We start from the raw sequence: 24,156 nt of genomic DNA on the forward strand, positions 1-24,156 counted from the left end.
AGGGGGCTTGCTCCCGATGACGGTGCATCAGCCGATTAGATGTCGACTGACACCCTGCTATCGAGAGCAAGCCCCCTCCCACACTGGTTTTGCGTTTGTCAGGGACGGCCGAGCAGGTGGCTCATGGCGGTTTTGAGCTTCATTGGCCGCACCGGCTTGTGCATCAAGGTGTGCCCCAACTCGCGGATCTGTTGCTTGAGCTCGTTGCTGTAGTTGGCGGTGATCATCATCGCCGGGATCGCGCTGGCGCGCCGGGCGTTGATGCGGGCCACGGCGTCGACGCCGTTCTGGTCGTCATCGAGGTGGTAATCGGCAATCAGCAAATCCGCCTCGGCATGGTAGTTGTCCACCTGCCGCGCCAGGTCTTCTTCGGATAACGCCGTCACGACCTGGCAGCCCCAACCTTCGAGCAAGGTGCGCATGCCTGCGCAGATCGCCGCGTCGTTATCCAGCACCCACACCCGGGCGCCCTGCAAGCGCTCCAGCAACGCCTCGCTCATGCACGGCAGGGGCAATGACTTGGGCGCGGTGGCGCTCAACGGCACCTCCACTGCAAACATCGAGCCCTTGCCCGGCCAGGATTTGACTGTGATGCGGTGCCCCAGAATGCCGGCGATTTTTTCCACAATCGCCAGCCCCAGGCCCAAACCGCGATCCTGGTCCGGGCGCTGCACATCGCCGCGCTTGAATTCCTGGAAAATCTCCTCCAAACGCTCCTCGGCAATGCCCATGCCGCTGTCCCACACCTGGATCGACAAGCGCTGATGCTGGCGTCGACACCCCAGCACAATGCGCCCTTGATAGGTGTAGCGGATCGCGTTGCTCAGCAGGTTGCGCAGGATCCGCGCCAATAGCTGGATGTCGCTGCGCACCAGCGCGGAACAGCCGATGAAGTGCAGCTCCAGCCCTTCGCTGCGGGCCAATTCGGTGTACTCGACGGCCAGGTTATCGAGCAATTCGCTCAAGGCGAACGGCGCGATATCGGCCTTGATCACCCCGGCGTCCAGCTTGGAAATATCCACCAGGGTGCCCAGCAGGTTTTCCACGTCTTCCAGGGAATTGCTCACGTTGCGCACCAGTTTTTCACTCGGGCGCTCCAACAAGGCGCTGGTGAACAGCCGTGCGGCGTTGAGCGGTTGCAGCAGGTCGTGGCTGACGGCCGCGAGGAATTTGGTTTTTGACAGGTTGGCCTGTTCAGCCTCCAGCTTGGCCTCGCGCAGGCGGCTTTCCATGCGCCGGCGCTCGTCGATTTCCTTGAGCAATTGGTCATTGAGCGCCGTGAGTTCCGAGGTGCGCTGGGCGACACGCTGTTCCAGGTGCTGATAGGCCTGATGCAGCGCTTCAGCGGTGCGGCGGCGTTCGGTGATGTCGCGGATCAACACAAAGATCCCCACCACTTCGCCACTGGCCAGCATGTTCGGCACGTAGGAGCGCAGCATGTAGCGTTCCTGGTTATTGATATTGGTCTCGGCGAACTCGAAGGTCACGCTCTCGCCGGCCAGGGCGCGCGCGACGTAGGCGTCCAGGCGCCGGCAGTGCTGCTCGCTGTGCACTTGACGCAGGCTCTGGCCGAGCATCATGCCGCGCGGCCAGCAGTACCATTCTTCATAGACTTTATTGGTGAACTCGTAGACCAGGTCGGCATTCAGGTAGCCGATCAATGCCGGCACGTTATCGGTGATCAGGCGGATCCAGCGTTCGCTTTCCTGGGCTTTCTGCGCCGCCACCTGTTCGCCGCGCAGGGTTTCGGCGCGCAGTCGGGCGTTGATCAACAAGTGGTTGCTGGCCTTGAGTTCGGCCATCGCCTGGTTCAGCGCGTCGGTGCGTTCACGCACCTGCTCGGCCAGTACCACCGAATGCTGGAAGGTGGTGTACGGATTATTACCCTGGCTCATGCCGGACTCGATGCGCTCGATCAGCGCCGCGTTGATCCGCGCCAGCTTGTGGTTGTCCTGTCGCAGCTGGGCCAACTGGGCGAGCAGTTCAGCGCCGGCCGCGGGCAATGGCGACCCCGGTGAAGGTCTGGTTGATATGCATGCCATTGAACTGTTCTCCGTAGGTGTTGAAACCCATCACCCGCTTGGCTTGCAGGAAGCTGCCGATCTGTTCCAGGTCGCCGGCGTCTTCCAGCTCCAGGCGGCGCAGGAAGCAGTCGCAGCCGAGGGTCAGCAGCAGGTCGCCAAGGCGTGAGTGCAGGCCGTCGAACAGGCTTTCCAGGTTGGGCAGGATCGGGCCGGGCGTCATCACGGTCAGCACGATGCCGTTTTCCACCGCGCAGTAAAAACTCAGGCTCAGGTCTGCGTGCACCTGTTGGATGGCGCGCACGTAGTACTGGTCATGGATACGCACCGCCAGCGGGTGGGCGGCGAAGGTGCGGTGGTCGAGGTCGGCCACCGCCACGCCGATATGCCGCGCATACTCTTCGGCGGCGGGTTCGGCGTTGAGCTCATAAACCCGGCGCGAGGGGCTGTCGGCACCGGTCACCACCAGTTTCTCCGCTCGCGGCAGGATGTGGTGGGTGGTGAACACCTCGAAATCCAGCCAGGTATTGACCAACACCACCACCGCCGCGCCGCTGTGGAACGCGCCGTTGAAGTAAACGTGGGTGTGGGTGAGAAAGTTGTCATCGCCAGCCGAGCCGCCAAAGTGCGGGATATCGCCAAGGGCGGCGCTGAGGGCGGCGAGCACCATCTCTTCGCGGCTGGACAGACCATCGAGCAGGGTCAGGGCAAACGTGTTGCCTTTGATGGGGGCCAGGGTATTGCTGCGGCAACCGCCGACCAGCCGTTCGACCATGTGCTGGGCGTCGATCAGGCTGAAGTGCTCGACCTGGTCGATCAGCTCGGTGGCGATGGAAAAGTGCGCATGGTTGAAACCCATCGCGGTAATGCAATTGCGGCCGTAGCCTTGGGGCGTGATCTCGCCGGCGCTGGTGCAACCCACCACGCGCACATTGCCGAAACACTGTTGCAAGGCCTGGCCCAACGCCTGCAAATCGTAGGAAGCCGAACAGAAAAACAGCACAAACCCCAGGTAGGGGTGCAGCAGTTGGCGGGCCAACTCCTCAGCCGCCTGCCCCGCGTCGGTGGCCTGGGACATGGCGCTGACTACGCCTTCACTGTTATGCATCGTTGGTTCCCCCTCTGAGGCATGAGTGTACGAAGGGCTGGGGGCGGGACCTATGCTACTTGTGTACTGGGTAGGGGGATGCGATGGGATGACTCTCTCAAGACTGATGGAGATCAAAATGTGGGAGGGGCAAGTCGAATCGTCGCACCGCCCCTCCCACAGTTAACCGCATTACCAAGTCAAGACAGCACCGACGGCGAAGGTATCGGTGTCTTCATTCTGGGCGCTGGTGTCATGCCCCTTGATCTGGAACTGGTTGTACTCGGCCACCAGCTTCAGGTTGTCGTTCACGTCATGAAACAGCGCAACCCCGCGCGTCTCATAATCCGCGCCACTGCCCACCACGCCGTTGCCGTCATCCTTTGTTTTACCGTAGGACAGCGCCAGGCGGTTCTTGCCCAGTTTGTACGAGCCCTGCACCAGGTAGCCGTTGCTGTCCACATTACGCAGGGTGGCCTCCCCGGCATTGTTGGTGAAGAACGGGTTGATGCCCTTGGCCTGGAAGCCGGAACCGATCAGCGACAAGCCGCCCATTTTGGCTTGCACGCCATAACCCAGGCCCTTGGAGGTGACCGAGGCCACGGAGGAGTCGGTGTTATCGGAGGTCTGGTAGCTGCCGTTGAGCCAACTGTAGATCTTCGCCCCGCCCAGGTCGAACTGGTAGGTGACCTCGCTTTCGGTGCGCGGGTTCTCCTGGTAGGCCTTGCCCACGGCGCTGCTGTCGTTGGTGTCGACCGGGTCCATGATGCCGACGGCCACGCGCAGGCCGTCCATCACCGGAGTGCGATAGGTGATCTGCGAGGTGGGGAACGGGTATGGGTAACCGCTGCCGATATTGCCGAACGACACCCCGCCGCCGTCCACCAGGCCGAGGCTGTCGCTGACCTGGCCGTAACCGGCTAGCAGTTCATCGAGCAGGATGTTGGAGCGGGCGAACAGGCCGAAGTCCTTGCCGATCAGCACTTCGCCCCACTCGGGGTTGGCCACGGTGCCGTAGAACTGGCGCACGTCGATGGCGGTGTCGGTGCCGTTGGTTTCGCTGTCGTTGATGGTGACCCAGAACGAGGCGCGGGCGCCGAGCTTGAGGTCGTCGACCTGCTTGCTCATGTTGAAGCCCAGGTAGTTGGGCAGGAAGCCCATCTTCACGCGGGATTGACGGCGGTCGTACTGGTCGCCGGCGCGGTCCACATCGCTGTTGACGTAGAAAGCGTTGATGTAGCCGTCGGTGGAAAAGGTGGTTTCGTCCTTGTCGTACAGCATGATTTCGGCGCCAGCCAACGGGCTGAGGCTCAGGCCGACGATAAACGCAGGTAACAGACGCAGGGGGACATTTTTATTGTTATGCATAACGCGCTCCGCAACGGGGACTTGATGTCGGAGGCGATTATCGAAAGGCGCCAGGCCACGGCCTACGCTGCCTTGGCCGTGGTTTGAAGGTGCTTTGGGTGGGCAGCGGGTGCCCGGCAATTCTGGCGTAAGACGGGCCCGCTCGCAGGCCCGGCACTTAATGCGTAAGACCGGCCTTGGCCAACATGCCCACGGCAACCAGTACACAGAGGCCGGCAAACCCCACCTGCAAGGCGCGCGCGGGAATCACCGAACACAGGCGTCGGCCGACCAGCATGCCGACGATGCTGGCGCCGATGAACATCCACCCGACCGACTCGATGCGCACGCCCGCACGCAACGCCCCCGCCACGCCGATCAGCGAAATCAGGCTGATGACCATCAACGACGTGGCGACGATGCCGCGCATCTGCACGTCGGTGAGCTGCTTGAACGCCGGTACGATCAGGAAACCGCCACCCACGCCGAGCAGGCCGGACACCGCACCGGTCACGGCGCCCAACGCGGCCAGGGTGGCGCTGCACTTGGCGGTCCAGGCCAGGCGCCCGGTCTGCTGGTTGAGCATGCAGTTCTTCTGACCCCAGGACGCGGCGCCGTGGTCGCTCGGCCCGACCTCGAGCTTTTCGCGCTGCAGCATGCGCCAGGCCACCAGCACCATCAGCGCACTGAACAGGCCCATCAGCAGTGGTTCCGGCAATTGGTGGGCAAAGAACACGCCCAGCGGCGAAAACAGCCCGCCCAGCAACGCGATCAACAACGCGGCGCGGTAACGCACCAGGCCATGGCGCAAGCCGTCAATCGCCCCGACGGCCGCCGCCGCGCCCACCGCGAGCAGCGAGATTGGCGCCGCCTGGGTCATGCTCAACCCCAGGCCCAGCACCAACGCCGGCACCCCGAGGATGCCGCCGCCCGCACCGGTCAGGCCCATGACCAGGCCCATCAACAACCCCAACACACTGGCCAGCAGCATTCAGTCCACCTTGCTCAGGCGGGTCAGCCACTCGCGGCCCTTGAGCATGCCGTTCCAGTAGAACCACGGCAGCAAGGTGGCCTTGAGGAACCACATCGAACGCCGCGCACGGGTCGCATCGAGGGGGAACGTCGGCAGCAACTTGCCGCCGTAGCCGAACTCGGCCAGTACCACCTTGCCCTTCTCCACCGTCAACGGGCAGGAACCGTAGCCGTCGTACTTGAGCGGCAGCGGCGCCTGTTTGCGCAGGGCCAGCAGGTTTTCGGCAACCACCACGATTTGCTTGCGCACGGCGGCGGCAGTCTTGGCATTGGTGGTGCCGCACACATCGCCCAGGCCGAAAATGTGCGGGTAACGCAGGTGTTGCAGGCTGTGGGGGTTCACGTCGCACCAACCGGCGGCGTCGGCCAGCGGGCTGTGGCGGATAAAATCCGGAGACACCTGTGGGGGGACCACGTGCAGCATGTCGAAGGATTTCTCCTCGACGGTGCCATTGCCTTCGGCATCCTTCACCTCGAACCAGGCCTTGCGCGCCGGGCCATCGACCTTCACCAGGTTGGAATTGAACGCCAGGCGCGCGTTGTATTTTTCCACGTACTTCATCAGCGGCGGCACAAAGGTCGCCACGCCGAACAACGCCGCGCCGGCCAGGTTGAATTCGACGTCGATGTGCTTGAGGTTGCCCTGCTTGAGCCAGTGATCGCAGGACAGGTACATGGCCTTTTGCGGCGCACCGGCGCATTTGATCGGCATCGCCGGCTGAGTAAACAGCGCCTTGCCGCCCTTGAGTTGCCGCACCAGTTGCCAGGTGTAGGCCGCGTGTTCGTAGCTGTAGTTGGATGTGACGCCGTGCTGGCCCAGGGCGTTTTCCAGGCCTTCGATTTTTTCCCAGGCCAGGCGCAGGCCGGGGCAGACAATCAGGTTGTTCCAGGTGACGCGCTGGCCGCTGTCGAGCACCAGGGTCTGCTCGTCCGGCAGCAGCTCAGTGACGGCCGCCTGCACCCAGGTCACGCCATTGGGCAGCACGTCAGCCAGGGGGCGACGGGTCTTTTTCACGTCATAGGCGCCACCGCCGACCAGGGTCCAGGCCGGCTGGTAACAGTGATAGTCGCTCGGTTCGATCAGGGTGATGTTCAGGTGCGGGTCGCGCTTGAGCAAGCTGGCCAGCAGGCCGATGCCCGCCGAACCGCCGCCGATGACAACGATATCGCCACTGATGGTTGGGCCCCAGTGTTGGTCGGTCATGGTCTATTGCCTTTTATCGTCAATGCACACAAGGGTCGCTGCCGTATGGCGTCACGCCCAGCTTTTTATCACCGCGCCGCAGTACAGGCCGGACAGGGTCTTCATCACTTGAATCACTTCGTGGCTGGCCAATCCGTAGAAAATGTATTTGCCTTCCCGACGGGTGGCGACCAACCCTTCATCGCGCAAAATGCCCAACTGTTGCGACAGCGTGGGCTGGCGTACGCCCGTCAGGGCTTCCAGCTCGCCGACGTTGCGCTCGCCCTGGGTCAACTGGCACAGGATCAGCAAGCGGTCCTCATTGGCCAACGCCTTGAGCAACGCGCAGGCCTTGGACGCCGACGCACGCAACTGGGCGACTTCGCCTTCACTCAGAGTAGATTCCATTTGCCTCGGGTCCTTTGCGTCACTTAAGCTCGAAACATTATGTGTAAATGTAAAGTGATTGTAATCACTTTTTTCCGCAGCAGGGGTAGCCGTCATGTCAGCGTTGATTCATTCCTTTTTGGACGAGGCGTCGTCGACCTACACCTACGTCGTCTATGAAACACACGGCGGCCCCTGCGCCATCGTCGATTCGGTGCTCAACTACGACCCGGCCTCCGGGCGCACCGACACGCGCCAGGCCGACAAGGTTATTGCCTTTGTCCGCGAACACCAGCTGCAGGTCGAGTGGTTGCTGGAAACCCATGCCCACGCCGACCACTTATCGGCCGCGCCGTACCTGCGTCGCACCCTGGGCGGCAAGATCGCCATCGGCCAGAGCATCAGCAAGGTGCAGGACGTGTTCAAGCACCTGTTCAACCTGGAGCCGGAATTTCGCGTCGACGGCTCGCAGTTCGATCACCTGTTCGCGCCGGATGAGGTCTTCCACATCGGCAATTTGAAGGCTCAGGCCCTGCATGTTCCGGGACACACCCCCGCCGACATGGCCTATTTGATCGACGGGCGCTTGATTCTGGTGGGTGACACGCTGTTCATGCCCGACGTGGGCACCGCCCGCTGCGACTTCCCCGGTGGCGATGCCCGGCAGTTGTATGCGTCGATGCGCACACTGTTGGCCTTCCCGCCCGAGACGCGGTTGTACGTGTGTCATGACTACCCGCCCGAAGGTCGCGAGGCCCAATGCTTAACCACCGTGGCGCAGCAGCGCGCGGGGAATATTCATGTGCATGACGGTGTGGATGAGGCCGCGTTCGTGGCGATGCGCACCCAGCGGGATGCAGGGCTGGGGATGCCGACGTTGCTGCTGCCGGCGATCCAGGTGAATGTGCGGGCGGGGAATCTGCCGCCAGCAGAAGAGAACGGCGTGACTTACCTGAAGATCCCGCTCAACCAACTTTGAAATGCGGTTAAAACTGTGGGAGGGGGTTCGCTCCCTCCCACAGTTTTTAACCGAGTTGAGTCAGGAACCGAGGCTGATGCCGTTGGCCGGCAGGGGCAGCGCGGTTTTATAGCGCACCTGCTTGAGCGCAAAACTCGACCGAATGTTCGCCACCCCCGGCACCTTGGTCAAAAAGTCCATCATGAAGCGCTCCAGCGACTGGATCGTCGGCACCAGCACACGGATCAAATAGTCCGGGTCGCCCGCCATCAAATAGCACTCCATCACCTCGGGGCGGTCGGAAATCGCCCCTTCGAACTGCTGCAACGCCAGCTCGTTCTGCTTTTCCAGGCTCACGTGGATGAACACGTTGACGTGCAGCCCCAGCAGATCGGCGTCGAGCAGGGTGACCTGCTCGCGAATCAGCCCCAACTCTTCCATCGCCTTGACCCGGTTGAAGCACGGCGTGGGCGACAGGTTGACCGAGCGGGCCAGGTCGGCGTTGGTGATGCGGGCATTCTCCTGCAGAGCGTTGAGAATGCCGATGTCGGTACGGTCCAGTTTGCGCATGAGACAAAATCACCTGTTTATTATGTTTATGCAGTTTTTTTATCCGCAAATGATCCCAAGCGCAACGAAACACAGATAAATATTCTTCTACGCCCCGCCTATGATTGTTGTAGGACAGGATTTCTTCTACCCGAAGACTGACTGTCAGCTAGCGCGCCCACTACAAGAAATTCACAAGATCGAGCGTAGAAGCCATGAACCAGCCGTATGCACCATTGCGCCTGCACGTCCCCGAACCCTCGGGACGACCAGGCTGCAAGACCGACTTTACCTACCTGCGCCTATCCGACGCCGGCCTGGTGCGCAAACCCGCCATCGACGTAGAACCCGCCGACACCGCCGACCTGGCCAAGGGCCTGATCCGTGTGCTCGACGATCAGGGCCAGGCCCTGGGCCCATGGGCCGAAGGGGTTCCGGTAGACATCCTGCGCAAGGGCATGCGCGCCATGCTCAAGACGCGCATCTTCGACAACCGCATGGTGGTCGCCCAGCGTCAGAAAAAAATGTCGTTCTACATGCAGAGCCTTGGCGAAGAAGCCATTGGCAGCGCCCAGGCCCTGGCCTTGAACATCGACGACATGTGCTTCCCCACCTACCGCCAGCAAAGCATCCTGATGGCCCGCGACGTGCCGCTGGTGGACCTGATCTGCCAGTTGCTGTCCAACGAACGCGACCCGCTCAAGGGCCGCCAGTTGCCGATCATGTATTCGGTGAAAGACGCGGGTTTCTTCACCATTTCCGGCAACCTCGCCACTCAATTCGTACAGGGTGTGGGCTGGGGCATGGCCTCGGCGATCAAGGGCGATACCAAGATCGCCTCGGCCTGGATCGGCGACGGCGCCACCGCCGAGTCCGACTTCCACACCGCCCTCACCTTCGCCCACGTGTACCGGGCGCCGGTGATTCTCAACGTGGTCAACAACCAATGGGCCATCTCCACCTTCCAGGCCATCGCCGGCGGTGAAGCCACCACGTTCGCCGGACGCGGCGTCGGTTGTGGCATCGCCTCTTTGCGCGTGGACGGCAACGACTTTATCGCGGTGTACGCTGCCTCCGCCTGGGCCGCCGAACGTGCGCGCCGCAACCTCGGCCCGACCCTCATCGAATGGGTCACCTACCGCGCCGGCCCGCATTCCACCTCCGATGATCCGTCCAAATACCGCCCCGCCGACGACTGGAGCCACTTCCCGTTGGGCGATCCGATTGCGCGCCTCAAACAGCACCTGATCAGGATTGGCCAGTGGTCCGAAGAGGAACACGCGGCAGTCACCGCCGAACTTGAAGCCGAAGTCATCGCGGCGCAAAAACAGGCCGAACAGTACGGCACCCTGGCCGGCGGCCAGATTCCAAGCGCCGCGACCATGTTCGAGGACGTCTACAAAGAGATGCCGGAGCACTTGAAGCGCCAGCGTCAAGAGCTGGGGGTTTGACATGAACGATCACAACAACAGTATCGAACTGGAAACCGCCATGACCACCACCACCATGACCATGATCCAGGCCCTGCGCTCGGCCATGGACGTGATGCTCGAACGCGACGACAACGTGGTGGTGTTCGGCCAGGACGTCGGCTATTTCGGCGGCGTGTTCCGCTGCACCGAAGGCTTGCAGACCAAGTACGGCAGCTCGCGGGTGTTCGACGCACCGATTTCCGAAAGCGGCATTATCGGCGTGGCCGTGGGCATGGGTGCCTATGGCCTGCGTCCGGTGGCCGAAATCCAGTTCGCCGACTACGTCTACCCCGCCACCGACCAGATCATCTCCGAAGCCGCGCGCCTGCGTTACCGCTCGGCCGGCCAGTTCACCGCGCCGCTGACCATGCGCATGCCCTGCGGCGGCGGCATCTACGGCGGCCAGACCCACAGCCAGAGTATCGAAGCGGTGTTCACCCAGGTCTGCGGCCTGCGCACGGTGATGCCATCCAACCCGTATGACGCCAAAGGCTTGTTGATCGCCTCCATCGAAAACGATGATCCGGTGATCTTCCTGGAGCCCAAGCGTCTGTACAACGGCCCGTTCGACGGCCATCACGACCGCCCGGTAACCCCGTGGTCGAAACACCCGCAAGCGCAAGTGCCGGACGGTTACTACACCGTGCCGCTGGACGTGGCCGCCATCGTGCGTCCGGGGTCGGCCGTGACGGTGCTGACCTACGGCACCACCGTGTATGTGTCGCAAGTCGCCGCCGAAGAAACCGGCATCGACGCCGAGGTCATCGACCTGCGCAGCCTGTGGCCGCTGGACCTGGAGACCATCGTCAAGTCGGTGAAGAAGACCGGCCGTTGCGTAGTGGTGCACGAAGCCACGCGTACCTGCGGTTTTGGCGCCGAGTTGGTGTCGCTGGTGCAGGAGCATTGCTTCCACCACCTGGAAGCGCCGATCGAACGCGTCACCGGCTGGGACACCCCCTACCCGCACGCGCAGGAGTGGGCGTATTTCCCAGGGCCGTCCCGAGTGGGCGCGGCGTTGAAACGGGTCATGGAGGTCTGAATGGGCACGCACGTTATCAAGATGCCGGACATCGGCGAAGGCATCGCGGAAGTTGAATTGTCGCAGTGGCATGTGAAGGTCGGCGACCTGGTCGTCGAAGACCAGGTGCTGGCGGATGTGATGACCGACAAGGCGATGGTGGACATTCCCTCGCCCGTGCACGGCAAGGTGATTTCCCTCGGTGGCGAGCCGGGCGAGGTCATGGCCGTGGGCAGTATTCTGATCAGCATTGAAGTGGAAGGCGCCGGTAACGCCAAGGACGCGCCGGTGGCGGCTGAGCCGCCGAAGGCCGCGCCTGTGGTTGAAGCCAGACCGGCACCGGTCGAACACAAACCCGCGCCGGTCGCGGTGAAAGCCCAGGCGCCGCAGGCCCGTGCAGCCGATGAACGTCCGCTGGCCTCGCCGGCGGTGCGCAAGCATGCGCTGGATGCGGGGATTCAACTGCGCCTGGTGCAAGGCAGCGGCCCGGCGGGCCGGATTCTGCATGAAGACCTTGAGGCCTATCTGCAACAAGGCTCATCCACGCCCTCCACAGCGGCCAACCCCTACGCCGAACGCAACGACGAAGAACAGATCCCGGTGATCGGCATGCGCCGCAAGATCGCCCAGCGCATGCAGGACGCCACCCGCCGCGCCGCGCATTTCAGCTATGTGGAAGAGATCGACGTCACCGCGCTGGACGAGCTGCGCGTACACCTCAATGAGAAACACGGCGCCACACGCGGCAAGCTGACGCTGCTGCCGTTTATCGTACGGGCCATGGTCGTGGCGTTGCGCGACTTCCCGCAGATCAACGCGCGTTACGACGACGAAGCCCAGGTCATTACCCGACTCGGCGCGGTGCATGTGGGCGTCGCCACCCAGAGCGACGTCGGCCTCATGGTGCCGGTGGTGCGTCACGCCGAGGCACGCAGCCTGTGGGGCAATGCCGAGGAAATCGCGCGTTTGGCCACGGCCGCGCGCAACGGCAAGGCCAGCCGCGATGAGCTGTCGGGCTCAACCATCACCCTGACCAGCCTGGGCGCCTTGGGCGGCATCGTCAGCACGCCGGTGCTGAACCTGCCGGAAGTGGCGATTGTCGGCGTCAACCGCATCGTTGAGCGGCCGATGGTGATCAAGGGCCAGATCGTGGTGCGCAAGATGATGAACCTCTCCAGTTCGTTCGATCACCGCGTGGTCGATGGCATGGACGCGGCGCAATTCATCCAGGCCATTCGCGGCCTGCTCGAACAACCCGCCAGCCTGTTCCTGGAGTAAGGGCATGACCCAGACATTGCAAACAACGTTGCTGATTATCGGTGGCGGCCCCGGCGGCTATGTGGCGGCGATCCGCGCCGGCCAGCTGGGCATCCCGACCGTCCTGGTGGAAGGCCAGGCGTTGGGCGGTACCTGCCTGAACATCGGCTGCATTCCGTCCAAGGCCTTGATCCACGTGGCCGAGCAATTCCAGCAGACCGTGCACCACAGCCAAGGCTCGCAACTGGGCATCGAAGTCGACGTGCCGACCCTGGACATCCGCAAAAGCGTGGAATGGAAGGACGGCATCGTCGACCGCCTGACCACCGGCGTCGCCGCGCTGCTCAAGAAGCACAAAGTGCAGGTGATCCACGGCTGGGCCAAGATAGTCGATGGCAAGACCGTCGACGTCGGCGACCAGCGCATCCAGTGCGAACACCTGCTGCTGGCGACCGGTTCGACCAGCGTCAACCTGCCAATGCTGCCGATTGGCGGGCCGATCATCTCGTCCACCGAAGCCTTGGCGCCGACGCGGGTGCCCAAGCGCCTGATCGTGGTGGGCGGCGGGTATATCGGCCTGGAACTGGGGATCGCTTATCGCAAACTGGGCGCCGAGGTCAGCGTGGTCGAGGCGCAGGATCGCATCCTGCCGGCCTACGACGCCGAGCTGACGCAGCCGGTCAGCGAATCCCTCAAACTACTGGGGGTCAAGCTGTACCTCAAACACAGCGTCACCGGTTTTGCCGACCACTGCCTGCAAGTGCGCGACCCGAATGGCGACACCTTGTCGCTGGAAACGGATCAAGTGCTGGTGGCCGTTGGTCGCAAACCCAACACCCAGGGCTGGAACCTCGAAGTGCTGAACCTGGACATGAACGGCGCGGCAATCAGGATCGACAGCCGTTGCCAGACCAGCATGCGCAATGTGTATGCCATCGGCGACCTGAGCGGCGAGCCGATGCTGGCGCACCGGGCCATGGCCCAGGGTGAAATGGTGGCCGAACTGATCAGCGGTCAACACCGCGAATTCAACCCCGCGGCGATCCCGGCAGTGTGCTTCACCGACCCGGAGCTGGTGGTGGTCGGCAAGACCCCGGACGAAGCCAAGGCCGCCGGACTGGACTGCATCGTGTCGAGCTTTCCGTTCGCCGCCAATGGCAGGGCCATGACCCTGGAGTCGAAAACCGGCTTCGTGCGGGTGGTGGCGCGACGCGACAACCATCTGATTGTGGGCTGGCAAGCGGTCGGCGCCGGCGTGTCCGAGCTGTCCACCGCCTTCGGACTGAGCCTGGAAATGGGTGCGCGCCTGGAAGATGTGGCCGGCACCATTCACGCTCACCCGACGTTGGGTGAAGCGGTGCAGGAAGCCGCACTCCGGGCGTTGGGCCACGCGCTTCATCTGTAGCTTTTGTGGCGAGGGCGCTACAGGGGATGCGAACGGGCCAGCGAATGAAGTATTGTTGCGCCCATTCAGAAAAAATCCGACTTGACCAGAGATAGAGGGTGTCATGGGTAACGAAAGCATCAATTGGGACAAGCTGGGTTTTGACTACATCAAGACCGACAAGCGGTTTCTCCAGACCTGGAAAAACGGCGAATGGCAAGCTGGCACCCTGACCGACGACAACGTGCTGCACATCAGCGAGGGCTCCACCGCCCTGCACTATGGCCAGCAGTGCTTTGAAGGCCTCAAGGCCTATCGCTGCAAGGACGGTTCGATCAACCTGTTCCGTCCGGACCAGAACGCCGCGCGCATGCAGCGCAGCTGTGCCCGCCTGCTGATGCCGCACGTGTCGACCGAAGACTTCATCGACGCCTGCAAACAAGTGGTCAAGGCCAACGAGCGCTTCATCCCGCCGTACGGCAGCGGCGGCGCGCTGTACCTGCGCCCGTTCGTGATCGGCACCGGTGACAATATCGGCGTGCGCACCGCGCCGGAATTCATCTTCTCGGTGTTCTGCATCCCGGTCGGCGCCTACTTCAAGGGCGGCCTGGTGCCCCACAACTTCCAGATCTCCACCTTCGACCGCGCCGCCCCACAAGGCACCGGCGCCGCCAAAGTGGGTGGCAACTACGCCGCCAGCCTGATGCCGGGCTCGGAGGCGAAGAAATCCGGTTTCGCCGACGCGATCTATCTGGACCCGATGACCCACTCGAAGATCGAAGAAGTCGGTTCGGCCAACTTCTTCGGGATCACCCACGACAATAAGTTCATCACGCCGAAGTCGCCTTCGGTGCTGCCAGGCATCACTCGCCTGTCACTGATCGAACTGGCCCAGACCCGCCTGGGCCTGGAAGTGGTCGAGGGCGAAGTGTTCATCGACAAGCTGGATCAATTCAAGGAAGCCGGCGCCTGCGGCACCGCAGCGGTGATCTCGCCGATCGGCGGTATCCAGTACAACGGCCAACTGCACGTGTTCCACAGTGAAACCGAAGTGGGCCCGGTCACCCAGAAGCTCTACAAAGAGCTGACCGGTGTGCAGACCGGCGATGTTGAAGCGCCAGCCGGCTGGATCGTAAAAGTCTAACCCAGCAACACTGCAATACCCTGTGGGAGGGTCGCACCGCCCCTCCCACATTGGATCGCCTGCGTCTTCAAGACCGTTTGGGGATATTCTCCGCAATCTTCTTGCCCATACTGATCCTCGGCTCCACCCCATACCCCAGCGCCTCATAAAACCCCACCACCGCCTCATTGCCGCCGCTGATCTGCAGGTTGATCTTCATGCAGCCCAACGCCGTCAACACCTGCTCCGCATAGCGCACCAGCGACGACCCCAGGCCATGACGCCGATAGTCGGCGTGCACCGCCACCGAATACAGCCAGCCACGATGCCCGTCGTACCCGGCGAGAATTGTGCCGATCACGGTTTTTTTATCGGTTGCAACAAAGAACAGCCCATCATCGACCGCCAACTTCTTATCGATCGCCAGGCTCGGCAGGTTATGGGCGGTGTCATAGCCAAACGCCTCCTGCCACAACGCGACCACCTGTGCGCGGTGTTGACGGTCGCGATACGGCCCGATGGGATGGCGCGACAGCAGCGTCTTTTCCATCACCAGCGTGCGCTCGTTGCCGTGGTAAACGTCACGCACCGTATGAAACCCCAGCTTGGCGTAGAACGGCTCGGCCGTCAGCGAGGACGGCACGCTCAGTACCGTCACCCCGGCTTCGCGGGCACGCAATTCGATTTCAATCATCAATAGCCGACCGATGCCCTGCCCCTGCAGCGCCGGGTTGACGAACACCGAGCGCACCACGTTCGCATCGAGGGCCGCCGTGGCGACAATCAATTGATCCTGGATCGCTACCAGTACGACACGGCGCTTGAGCAGTTCCAGCACAGCGTCGGCGGTGAAGTTGCTCGCCACTCGGGCGATCACCTGCGCCGGGTAATCCCGCGCATTGCTGCTGTGCAGGGCCGCGAGGATGACTTGGCTGATTCCCTCGGCATCGGTGGGCTGAGCGAGACGAACGGCGGTAGACATGACTCCTCCAGGCTGACGGCACTTTTACAGTGGCCACTGTACCAATGTGGAAGGGGGCGGTGCGACGATTCGACTTGCCCCCTCCCACAGTTTGACGGCATTTCAATCCGGCAGCCGATTCGGCCGCCGAACCCACCGTTTCAGCTTTCCCGGCTGAGCCACTTCGCTTTTTCAGCCGGGATTCACCCCGTATAACGCCCAGAATAGCGGCACAAGATCCCCCATGGACCCGTGCCCCCATGCAAACCACCAATACCGTCCTGATGATTCGCCCGGCGCGCTTTGCCTTCAACCCGGACACCGCGATCAACAACCGTTTCCAGCGCCCGCCCCTGGACCCGCTCAGCGCGCAGCAGAAAGCGCTGGAAGAATTCGACGGTTACGTCGACACCCTGCGCCGGCACGGCGTGGAAGTACTGGTGGTGCAGGACACCCCGGCGCCCCACACCCCCGACTCGATCTTCCCCAACAACTGGTGGAGCAGTCACGCCGACGGCAGCCTGGTGCTGTACCCGATGGAAGGCCAGAACCGACGCCTGGAGCGCAACAAGGGTGTGCTGCAAGTGCTGGAGCAGCGTTTTATGGTCAAGAACACCATTGACCTGAGCCATCTGGAACAGCACGACATCTTTCTCGAAGGCACCGGCAGCATGGTCCTCGATCGCCAGCATCGCATCAGTTACGCGTGCCACTCCGGGCGCACCCACCACGACGCCCTGCGCCAATTCGCCGAACGCCTCGACTACCAGTTGTGCGTATTCCACGCGGTCGACCGCCATGACGCGCCGATCTACCACAGCAATGTGATGATGAGCGTCGGCCGCGATCTCTCGGTGGTGTGCCTGCAAGCGCTGCCGGACGAAGCTGAACGCCTGGCTCTGGAACGCTCCCTGCGCGACACCGGCAAGGACATCCTCGCCCTCGACTTCGACCAGTTGGAAGCCTTCGCCGGCAACATGCTCGAAGTGCACGACCGCGACGGCCAGCCGCTGCTGGTGATGTCCGCCAGCGCCTGGGGCGCATTGCAACCGACGCAGCGCCAGCATGTGGAGCGCCATACGCGACCGGTGGTGGTGAATATCGACAACATCGAACGCATCGGCGGCGGCAGTGCTCGCTGCATGCTGGCGGAAGTGCATTTACCCGCCCGCCCCTCATTTCAATAAGGAGTCTTGCCATGACCCGCTATATCGACGTCAACGACCTCAGCTACCTGGTTTCGCAAAAAGGCCTGCAAACCTGCATCACCGAGATGGCCGAGTACATCCACGCCGACTACCTGCGCTGGCAGGATTTCGAAAAATGCGCACGCCTGGCCAACCACTCGCCGGATGGCGTGATCGAACTGATGCCGGTGTCCGACGCGTCGCTGTACGCCTTCAAGTACGTCAACGGTCATCCGAAGAACACCCTGGCTGGCATGCTCACCGTGATGGCCTTCGGCGCGCTGGGCGATGTCGACACCGGCAAGCCGGTTTTGCTGGCGGAAATGACCCTGACCACCGCCATTCGCACCGCCGCGACCTCGGCGCTGGTGGCACGCTACCTGGCCCGCGACAACAGCCGCAGCATGGCGTTGATCGGCAACGGCTCGCAGAGTGAATTCCAGGCCCTGGCCTTCCACGCCATGCTCGGCATCAATGAGATTCGCCTGTTCGATATCGACGCCAAGGCCACCGCCAAGCTGGCGGCCAACCTCAAGGCGTTCCCGGCGATCAAAGTGATCCTGGCCGCCAGCGTGGCCGAAGCGGTCAAAGGCGCGGACATCGTCACCACTGTCACCGCCGACAAGGCCTACGCCACCATCCTCACCGACGACATGATCGAACCCGGCATGCACCTCAACGCCGTCGGCGGCGACTGCCCGGGCAAGACCGAGCTGGACCGCCGCATCGTCGAACGCGCCCGTGTGATCGTGGAGTACGAACCGCAAAGCCGCATCGAAGGTGAAATCCAGCATATGCCGGAAGACTCGCCGGTAACCGAACTCTGGCAGGTGATCAATGGCCAGCAACCCGGCCGCGAAAACGCGCGCCAGGTCACGCTGTTCGACTCGGTGGGCTTTGCCATCGAAGACTACTCGGCCCTGCGCTACGTGCTGGACGTGGCCGAGGCCCTGGATGTAGGCAGCGAGCTGGAACTGGTGCCTGACCTCGCCGACCCCAAGGACCTGTTCGCACGCCTGGCCCACCAGCCGGGCGCACAGCACAAAAAGCGCGCCTGAGACCGCTCTGGCCTGCCGCTTTGCGCCCAGGCCAGGGCAGATTTCGATGCGTAAAAAGCCGATTTAGCGCGTGCGGCAGCCGATTCCGCTGCATTGCGCTTTTTAACAGCGCAATTAGCACTTTGCGCACCGGGTAAACGACACAAAAAACGCACCATCATAAAGCATTCTGAGCCCGGCCAAAGCGTCACCCACTGAATGCATGCCGCACCCTTTTTTACTGCCCTGACATCAATTACAAAATATAGGGACTACACCATGACTCCATTGCGATCACTCTTCGCTGCGTTGCTGTTGCCACTGTGCGCCACCGCCGCCAACGCCCAGGAATGGAAAGAAATCCGCTTCGGCGTGTTCCCCGAATACCCTCCCTTCGAATCCGTCGCCGCCGACGGCAGCCTGCAAGGTTTCGATATCGAATTGGGCAATGCGATCTGCGCCAAGCTCGAAGTGAAATGCACCTGGGTGCACAACGAATTCGACGGCATGATCCCGGCCCTGCGCGCACGCAAGTTCGACGCCATCATGTCGTCCATGGCCGTGACCCCGGCCCGCGAAAAACAGATCGACTTCACCGACCGCCTGTTCCTCAGCCCGACGTCCGTGATCACCCGCAAAGGCGCCGACTTCGGTGACACCCCGGAATCTCTCAAGGGCAAGCAGGTCGGCGTACTGCAAGGCTCCCTGCAGGAAGCCTATGCCCGTGCGCATCTGGCCAAGCTCGGTGCCCTAGTCAAGGCGTACCAGTCCCAGGACCAGAACTACGCCGACCTGCAGAACGGTCGCCTCGATGCCACCCTGACCGACAAGCTCGAAGCCCAGCTCAACTTCCTGTCCAAGCCTGAAGGCGCCGACTTCAAGACCGGCCCGGCCTTCAAGGACCCGACCCTGCCGCTGGACATCGCCATGGGCCTGCGCAAGAACGACCAGGAACTGCGCGATCTGATCAACAAGGGCATCGCCGCCGTACAGGCCGATGGCACTTATGCGCAGATCCAGAAGAAGTACTTCGGCGACCAGGACATCTACCACGAGTAAGTCCTCACAATTCCCTGTGTGAGGTGGCTTATGAGGGAGGGGGCAAGTCGAATCGTCGCACCGCCCTCCCACACAAGCCTGCTCCGACACGGACTGTCCGCGCCTTCCTTTTAGAGATATCCCCGATGAACGACCTCCTCAACCTGCACGGCTACGGCCCAATGCTGGCGCAGGGTGCCTGGATGACGCTCAAGCTGGCGTTCCTCGCACTGGCCCTGAGCCTCACCCTGGGCCTGATCGCCGCCGGCGCCAAGCTGTCCGCCGCCAGATGGCTACGGGTACCCGCCACGCTGTACACCACGCTGATCCGCAGCGTGCCGGACCTGGTGCTGATCCTACTGATTTTCTACAGCCTGCAACTGTGGCTGAACGACCTGACCGAAACCTTCGGCTGGGACTATTTTGAGATCGACCCGTTTACCGCCGGGGTGATCACCCTAGGCTTTATCTACGGCGCGTATTTCACCGAGAACTTCCGTGGCGCGATTCTCAGCGTGCCGGTCGGCCAACTGGAGGCCGCCACCGCCTATGGCCTGAGTCGCTGGCAGCGTTTTCGCCTGGTGTTGTTCCCGCAGTTGATGCGCTTTGCGCTGCCGGGCCTGGGCAATAACTGGCTGGTGCTGCTCAAGTCCACGGCGCTGGTGTCGATCATCGGCCTGTCGGACCTGGTCAAGGCCGCGCAAAACGCCGGCAAGACCACCAGCGAGCCGCTGTACTTCCTGATCCTTGCAGGCCTCGTGTACCTGGTGATCACCACCCTTTCCAACCGCATCTTCAAGCGCCTCGAACGGCGCTACAACCTCGGCATCAAGGGGATGGCGCGATGATCGAACTGTTCCAGCAATACGGCCTGGCCTACCTGTTCAGCGACGGCGCGGGGTTGTCCGGCGTGGCCATGACCCTATGGCTGTTCATTATCTCGGTGGTGCTCGGCTTCTTTCTGTCGATCCCTTTGGCGCTGGCCCGGGTCTCGGCGCATTTCTGGCTGCGCTGGCCGGTCGAGATGTATACCTACCTGTTCCGTGGCACGCCGTTGTATATCCAATTGCTGATTTGCTACACCGGGCTGTACAGCCTGGAAGTGGTGCAGGACAACGCCCTGCTCAACCAGTTTTTCCGCAATGCATTGAACTGCACCCTGCTGGCCTTTGTGCTCAACACCTGTGCCTATACCGTGGAAATCTTCGCCGGGGCGATCCGCAATATTCCCCATGGCGAGATCGAAGCCGCGCGCGCCTATGGCCTGCACGGCTGGCGGTTGAACCTGTTTGTGGTGGTGCCGGCGGCCTTGCGTCGCGCATTGCCGGCCTACAGCAACGAAATGATCCTGATGCTGCACGCCACCTCCCTGGCGTTCACCGCCACGGTCGCCGACATCCTCAAAGTGGCCCGCGACGCCAATGCCGAAACCTTCCTGACCTTCCAGGCCTTCGGTATCGCGGCCCTGCTGTACATGCTGCTGTCCTTTGCACTGGTGGGCCTGTTTCGACTGGCCGAACGTCGCTGGATGCGCTTTCTCGTTCCTACCCGAGGCTAACCCATGAATCAGTCCGCGCAGGCCCTGGCCGCTTATCCTGTCGATACTCCCGTTGCCAACAGCGCAACCGCTGCCGTCAAGCTTCAAGTCGAAGGCATCCATAAACGCTACGGCGAACATGAAGTGCTCAAGGGCGTGTCCCTCAACGCCCGCCACGGCGATGTGATCAGCCTGATCGGCGCCAGCGGCTCGGGCAAAAGCACGATGCTGCGTTGCATCAACTTTCTGGAACAGCCTGACGCCGGGGTGATCACCCTGGACGGCATCAGCATCGAAATGCAGCAAGGCCGCGCCGGCACCCGCGCGCCGGACCAGGCGCAATTGCAGAACCTGCGCACACGCCTGGCGATGGTGTTCCAGCACTTCAACCTGTGGAGCCACATGACTGTACTGGAAAACATCACCATGGCCCCGCGCCGGGTGCTGAACGTGAGCGCCGCCGAAGCAGAGAAACGCGCGCGGCTGTACCTGGACAAGGTCGGCCTGCCGAGCCGCGTGGCGGACCAATACCCGGCATTCCTGTCCGGCGGCCAGCAACAGCGCGTGGCCATCGCCCGCGCCCTGGCGATGGAGCCGGAAATCATTCTGTTCGATGAGCCGACCTCAGCGCTGGACCCGGAACTTGTAGGAGAAGTCCTCAAAGTCATACAGACGTTGGCCGAGGAAGGTCGTACCATGCTGATGGTCACCCACGAGATGGGCTTTGCCCGCCAGGTGTCCAGCCAAGTGCTGTTCCTGCATCAGGGCCGTGTCGAAGAACAAGGTGGCGCCGAAATCCTCGACCACCCCAACAGCGAGCGCTTGCAGCAATTTCTTTCCAACCGTTTGAAGTGAAACCCATGGATACCAAGGCCAACGGACCCCATACCTCCCCCGCGCTGGACCGCATCGATGAGGCGATCATCGAAGTGCTGCGGCATCAGGGTCGGATCACCTACGAAAAACTCTCGTCGCTGGTGCACCTCACGCCACGCCCCTGCCTGGAGCGGGTGCGCAAGCTGGAGCGACGTGGGGTGATCCGTGGGTACGGGGCCATCATCGATGTGCAGATGGTTTCGCCAGGGCTGTCGCTGCTGGTACTGGTGGCCTTGTCCAACCAAAGCGGGCGCTCGGCGCAGAGGGCGTTCGAAGCCTGCGTGAAAGCCTGCCCCCAGGTGTTCGAATGCCAGCTGATCAGCGGGCCGTTTGACTACAGCCTGAGGATGCGCTGTCGGGACATGGAGCATTACCGGGTGCTGACCGAGACCTGGCTGAACAATGATGAGCTGCATATCGACAAGCTGGTGGCGCATCCGGAGCTTGCGGTGGTCAAGAACACCGCCACTGAACTGACCTGATGGCCTTTCCCAAAACACTGGAAATTTAATGTGAGAGGGGCAAGCCACAATGCCTGTCAGTTAAGAGGTGGAGCGGGCCACCCTTAACTGACTGGCATTAGATCAAGCCCCTCCCACATGTTTAACCGTGCCCACTTGAAATACGTTTGCCGGGTTTAGTGCCAATCAGCTTCGCCTGCCCATCCTTCTGCTTGCCCGTGCGGGCCTCGCTGATCAACCCCGGGATCAACTTACCCTCCGGCAGATTCTTCCAGAACCGGCTCGGCAGGTGCCCCTCCATTACCTTGGGATTGAGCCGCGCCGGGTTGAAAATATGGCTGTAGTAGGTCAACCACATGGCGCTGTGCGGGTCTTCGACACTCTGCGCCAACTGGCGCCAGGCCTCAGGGCATTGGCGCTGATGAATCAATTGCTCACCGTCGTGATACACCCCGTCCAGTGGCGTGGCGATCATCCAGCGATGACGCCCCATGCGCCCGACAAAATGCTGGCTGGCGGACTTCAGGATGTCATGGGCCGGCTCATGCCAGGCCACATACTCCGGCAACTCAGGCCCCGCCTCGGGCGGCAGCGCAATAAACCGCACAAACGCATGCAAATGATGGGCTTCACGGCTCACCTGCTTGATACGCCGCTGCAACTCGCTGCCCAGTTTGTCGCCCGCCAGCATGGCCGTGCGGTCGCCATGGCTGACCCGCCACAGCACTTCATACAACAGGCTCCAGCGCTGGTCACCGTGATAACAGGCGGCCGACTCCAGCAGTTCCAATAGCGCCTTGGGAATACGTGCCTGGAACGGCCCAAGCCCGGTGGGTATCGGCTCGTCGGTGGCAAACAGGTCCGCCACTTCGGCCTCGCCCCAACTGACCTGGCTGGGGTCGACCTGATGGCTGAGCAGCCAGCGCGCCTGTTCGCGCCAGGTGCTGAACAGGTTGTCGCATTCCAGGCTGATCATCCCCACAACCCCATCTGCTGCGGCTGCGGACGGTCGCGCAGTTGCTCGCGCAACAGCACGCTGGTGCTTTCAGCCTGTTGCGGATGGTAGTCGCTGGTGATGAAAAACGGCTTGGCCTTGGCCAGCACGCAACGCATGCGCGCCAGGTCTTCGAAGCGGATCTTGCGCTCGCGGCGCAGGTCCACCAGACGCTGGGTGGTGCGCAGGCCGATACCGGGGATTCGCGCGATCAGGGTGGGTTCGGCGCGGTTCAGGTCCAGCGGGAACACCTCGCGATGCTCCAAGGCCCAGGCCAGCTTGGGGTCGATATCCAGCGCCAGGTGGCCGGGGCCTTCGAACAGTTCATTGGCGCTGAAGCCGTAGCTGCGCAACAGGAAATCCGCCTGGTACAGACGATGCTCGCGCATCAGCGGCGGCGCGGCCAACGGCACGCTTTTCGGGCTATTGGGGATAGGACTGAACGCCGAGTAGTACACGCGACGCAGCTTGAAGTTGCCGTACAGCGCCTCGGCACCATGGAGGATGGTGCTGTCGTCGGTGTCGTCGGCGCCGACGATCATCTGCGTGCTCTGCCCGGCCGGGGCAAACCGCGGGGCGCGGGGCTCGTTGAGCACGGTCTGCTCGCCGGTGTAGATGGTCTGCATGGCCTGCTTGATCGAACCGATCTGCTTCTCGGGCGCCAGGGTCTGCAGGCTGGCGTCGGTGGGCAACTCGATATTCACGCTGAGGCGATCGGCATAACGCCCGGCCTCGGCAATCAGTGCCGGGTCCGCTTCGGGAATGGTCTTGAGGTGGATATAGCCGCGAAAGTCATGTTCTTCGCGCAGCAGCCGGGCCACCCGCACCAGTTGTTCCATGGTGTAGTCGGCCGAGCGGATGATGCCCGAGCTGAGAAACAGCCCGCTGACGCAATTGCGCCGGTAGAAATCCAGGGTCAGGGTGACCACCTCTTCCGGGCTGAAACGCGCACGGGGCACGTCGCTGGAGCGGCGGTTGACGCAGTATTGGCAATCGTAGAGACAGAAGTTGGTGAGCAGCACCTTGAGCAGCGATACGCAGCGGCCGTCGGGCGTGTAGCTGTGGCAGATGCCCATGCCGTCGGTGGACCCCAGCCCCGCCTTGCCCTCGGAACTGCGCTTGGGCGCGCCGCTGCTGGCACAGGACGCGTCGTACTTGGCGGCGTCGGCGAGGATGCTGAGTTTTTCGATCAACTGCATTAAGGGCTACCGATACTGGTTTTTTGTACAGTATCAGGCAGCCCTGTG

At 62.4% G+C, this 24,156-nt stretch carries 23 protein-coding genes; 13 read left to right on the forward strand and 10 right to left on the reverse strand.

Annotation, left to right across the window (positions count from 1 at the left end; translation table 11 throughout):
• Positions 1 to 98: 98 nt before the first annotated feature.
• The 6 genes from PSH66_RS19135 to PSH66_RS19160 form a co-directional block, all read right to left on the reverse strand.
• Positions 99 to 2,042 (reverse strand): NahK/ErcS family hybrid sensor histidine kinase/response regulator, encoded by a 1,944-nt coding sequence (locus PSH66_RS19135; protein ID WP_370694811.1) that lies wholly within the window; start codon positions 2,040 to 2,042, stop codon positions 99 to 101.
• Positions 1,984 to 3,129: a nitric oxide-sensing protein NosP gene (nosP, locus tag PSH66_RS19140; protein WP_305427450.1), complete on the reverse strand. Its 1,146-nt coding sequence runs from the start codon at positions 3,127 to 3,129 to the stop codon at positions 1,984 to 1,986. Before nosP ends, PSH66_RS19135 begins: the two co-directional genes overlap by 59 nt.
• A 171-nt stretch (positions 3,130 to 3,300) precedes the next feature.
• Entirely contained in the window at positions 3,301 to 4,476 is a 1,176-nt protein-coding gene (locus PSH66_RS19145) for a porin (protein ID WP_305427451.1), read from the reverse strand.
• Between the two features lie 157 nt (positions 4,477 to 4,633).
• Positions 4,634 to 5,446: a sulfite exporter TauE/SafE family protein gene (locus tag PSH66_RS19150; RefSeq protein ID WP_305427452.1), complete on the reverse strand. Its 813-nt coding sequence runs from the start codon at positions 5,444 to 5,446 to the stop codon at positions 4,634 to 4,636.
• Positions 5,447 to 6,691, reverse strand: a complete 1,245-nt coding sequence (locus PSH66_RS19155) for an FAD/NAD(P)-binding oxidoreductase (protein ID WP_003174874.1) — start codon at positions 6,689 to 6,691, stop codon at positions 5,447 to 5,449.
• Positions 6,692 to 6,742: 51 nt separating this feature from the next.
• A complete protein-coding gene (locus PSH66_RS19160) occupies positions 6,743 to 7,078 on the reverse strand; it encodes a helix-turn-helix transcriptional regulator (protein ID WP_003174875.1) in 336 nt (111 codons plus the stop codon).
• A 94-nt stretch (positions 7,079 to 7,172) separates the two neighbouring features.
• Here PSH66_RS19160 and PSH66_RS19165 point away from each other — a divergent pair, with 94 nt between their 5' ends.
• The gene (locus tag PSH66_RS19165) at positions 7,173 to 8,036 is read left to right on the forward strand and encodes an MBL fold metallo-hydrolase (protein ID WP_141063140.1); all 864 of its coding nucleotides are present in this window, start codon (positions 7,173 to 7,175) and stop codon (positions 8,034 to 8,036) included.
• Positions 8,037 to 8,096: 60 nt separating this feature from the next.
• On the opposite strand, the gene bkdR is transcribed toward PSH66_RS19165, so the two are convergent.
• Entirely contained in the window at positions 8,097 to 8,585 is a 489-nt protein-coding gene (bkdR, locus tag PSH66_RS19170; RefSeq protein WP_003174877.1) for a Bkd operon transcriptional regulator BkdR, read from the reverse strand.
• A gap of 194 nt (positions 8,586 to 8,779) precedes the next feature.
• Here bkdR and PSH66_RS19175 point away from each other — a divergent pair, with 194 nt between their 5' ends.
• From PSH66_RS19175 to PSH66_RS19195, 5 genes are all read left to right on the forward strand, one after another.
• Positions 8,780 to 10,015, forward strand: coding sequence for a 3-methyl-2-oxobutanoate dehydrogenase (2-methylpropanoyl-transferring) subunit alpha (locus PSH66_RS19175; RefSeq protein WP_003174878.1), 1,236 nt, complete (start codon positions 8,780 to 8,782; stop codon positions 10,013 to 10,015).
• A gap of 1 nt (position 10,016) precedes the next feature.
• Complete coding sequence (locus PSH66_RS19180) at positions 10,017 to 11,075, forward strand: alpha-ketoacid dehydrogenase subunit beta (RefSeq protein ID WP_065903963.1); 1,059 nt, start codon at positions 10,017 to 10,019, stop codon at positions 11,073 to 11,075.
• Positions 11,076 to 12,332: a dihydrolipoamide acetyltransferase family protein gene (locus tag PSH66_RS19185; RefSeq protein WP_305427453.1), complete on the forward strand. Its 1,257-nt coding sequence runs from the start codon at positions 11,076 to 11,078 to the stop codon at positions 12,330 to 12,332. It abuts the gene before it with no gap.
• A 4-nt stretch (positions 12,333 to 12,336) separates the two neighbouring features.
• Positions 12,337 to 13,716 (forward strand): dihydrolipoyl dehydrogenase, encoded by a 1,380-nt coding sequence (gene lpdA / locus PSH66_RS19190; protein ID WP_305427454.1) that lies wholly within the window; start codon positions 12,337 to 12,339, stop codon positions 13,714 to 13,716.
• 103 nt (positions 13,717 to 13,819) lie between these two features.
• The gene (locus PSH66_RS19195; RefSeq protein ID WP_003174882.1) at positions 13,820 to 14,839 is read left to right on the forward strand and encodes a branched-chain amino acid aminotransferase; all 1,020 of its coding nucleotides are present in this window, start codon (positions 13,820 to 13,822) and stop codon (positions 14,837 to 14,839) included.
• 67 nt (positions 14,840 to 14,906) lie between these two features.
• Here the strand turns inward: PSH66_RS19195 and PSH66_RS19200 are convergent, their stop codons facing one another.
• Positions 14,907 to 15,800, reverse strand: a complete 894-nt coding sequence (locus tag PSH66_RS19200; protein WP_305427455.1) for a GNAT family acetyltransferase — start codon at positions 15,798 to 15,800, stop codon at positions 14,907 to 14,909.
• Positions 15,801 to 16,039: 239 nt separating this feature from the next.
• On the opposite strand from PSH66_RS19200, the gene ctlX reads away from it, so the two are divergent.
• The 7 genes from ctlX (at position 16,040) to PSH66_RS19235 (ending at position 21,936) form a co-directional block, all read left to right on the forward strand.
• Positions 16,040 to 16,966, forward strand: coding sequence for a citrulline utilization hydrolase CtlX (gene ctlX, locus PSH66_RS19205; protein WP_141063143.1), 927 nt, complete (start codon positions 16,040 to 16,042; stop codon positions 16,964 to 16,966).
• 11 nt (positions 16,967 to 16,977) lie between these two features.
• On the forward strand, positions 16,978 to 18,024 hold the full coding sequence (locus PSH66_RS19210; RefSeq protein WP_003174885.1) for an ornithine cyclodeaminase: 1,047 nt from the start codon (positions 16,978 to 16,980) through the stop codon (positions 18,022 to 18,024).
• 258 nt (positions 18,025 to 18,282) lie between these two features.
• A complete protein-coding gene (locus PSH66_RS19215) occupies positions 18,283 to 19,062 on the forward strand; it encodes an ABC transporter substrate-binding protein (RefSeq protein ID WP_305427456.1) in 780 nt (259 codons plus the stop codon).
• A gap of 125 nt (positions 19,063 to 19,187) precedes the next feature.
• Positions 19,188 to 19,889: an ABC transporter permease gene (locus PSH66_RS19220; RefSeq protein ID WP_003174887.1), complete on the forward strand. Its 702-nt coding sequence runs from the start codon at positions 19,188 to 19,190 to the stop codon at positions 19,887 to 19,889.
• Positions 19,886 to 20,599: an ABC transporter permease gene (locus PSH66_RS19225; RefSeq protein ID WP_305427457.1), complete on the forward strand. Its 714-nt coding sequence runs from the start codon at positions 19,886 to 19,888 to the stop codon at positions 20,597 to 20,599. The genes PSH66_RS19220 and PSH66_RS19225 overlap by 4 nt, the downstream gene beginning before the upstream one ends.
• 3 nt (positions 20,600 to 20,602) lie before the next feature.
• Positions 20,603 to 21,433: an ABC transporter ATP-binding protein gene (locus PSH66_RS19230; protein ID WP_042944974.1), complete on the forward strand. Its 831-nt coding sequence runs from the start codon at positions 20,603 to 20,605 to the stop codon at positions 21,431 to 21,433.
• Between the two features lie 5 nt (positions 21,434 to 21,438).
• Positions 21,439 to 21,936: an Lrp/AsnC family transcriptional regulator gene (locus PSH66_RS19235; RefSeq protein ID WP_017527026.1), complete on the forward strand. Its 498-nt coding sequence runs from the start codon at positions 21,439 to 21,441 to the stop codon at positions 21,934 to 21,936.
• A gap of 121 nt (positions 21,937 to 22,057) precedes the next feature.
• On the opposite strand, the gene PSH66_RS19240 is transcribed toward PSH66_RS19235, so the two are convergent.
• Positions 22,058 to 22,891, reverse strand: a complete 834-nt coding sequence (locus tag PSH66_RS19240) for a TIGR03915 family putative DNA repair protein (RefSeq protein WP_305427458.1) — start codon at positions 22,889 to 22,891, stop codon at positions 22,058 to 22,060.
• Positions 22,888 to 24,108 carry a putative DNA modification/repair radical SAM protein gene (locus PSH66_RS19245; protein WP_003174892.1) on the reverse strand — a complete coding sequence of 407 codons (1,221 nt, stop codon included), beginning with the start codon at positions 24,106 to 24,108 and terminating at the stop codon, positions 22,888 to 22,890. Before PSH66_RS19245 ends, PSH66_RS19240 begins: the two co-directional genes overlap by 4 nt.
• Positions 24,109 to 24,156: the final 48 nt, after the last annotated feature.

Origin of the sequence: Pseudomonas sp. FP597, from assembly GCF_030687435.1 — a bacterium.
GTDB lineage: Bacteria > Pseudomonadota > Gammaproteobacteria > Pseudomonadales > Pseudomonadaceae > Aquipseudomonas > Aquipseudomonas lactucae.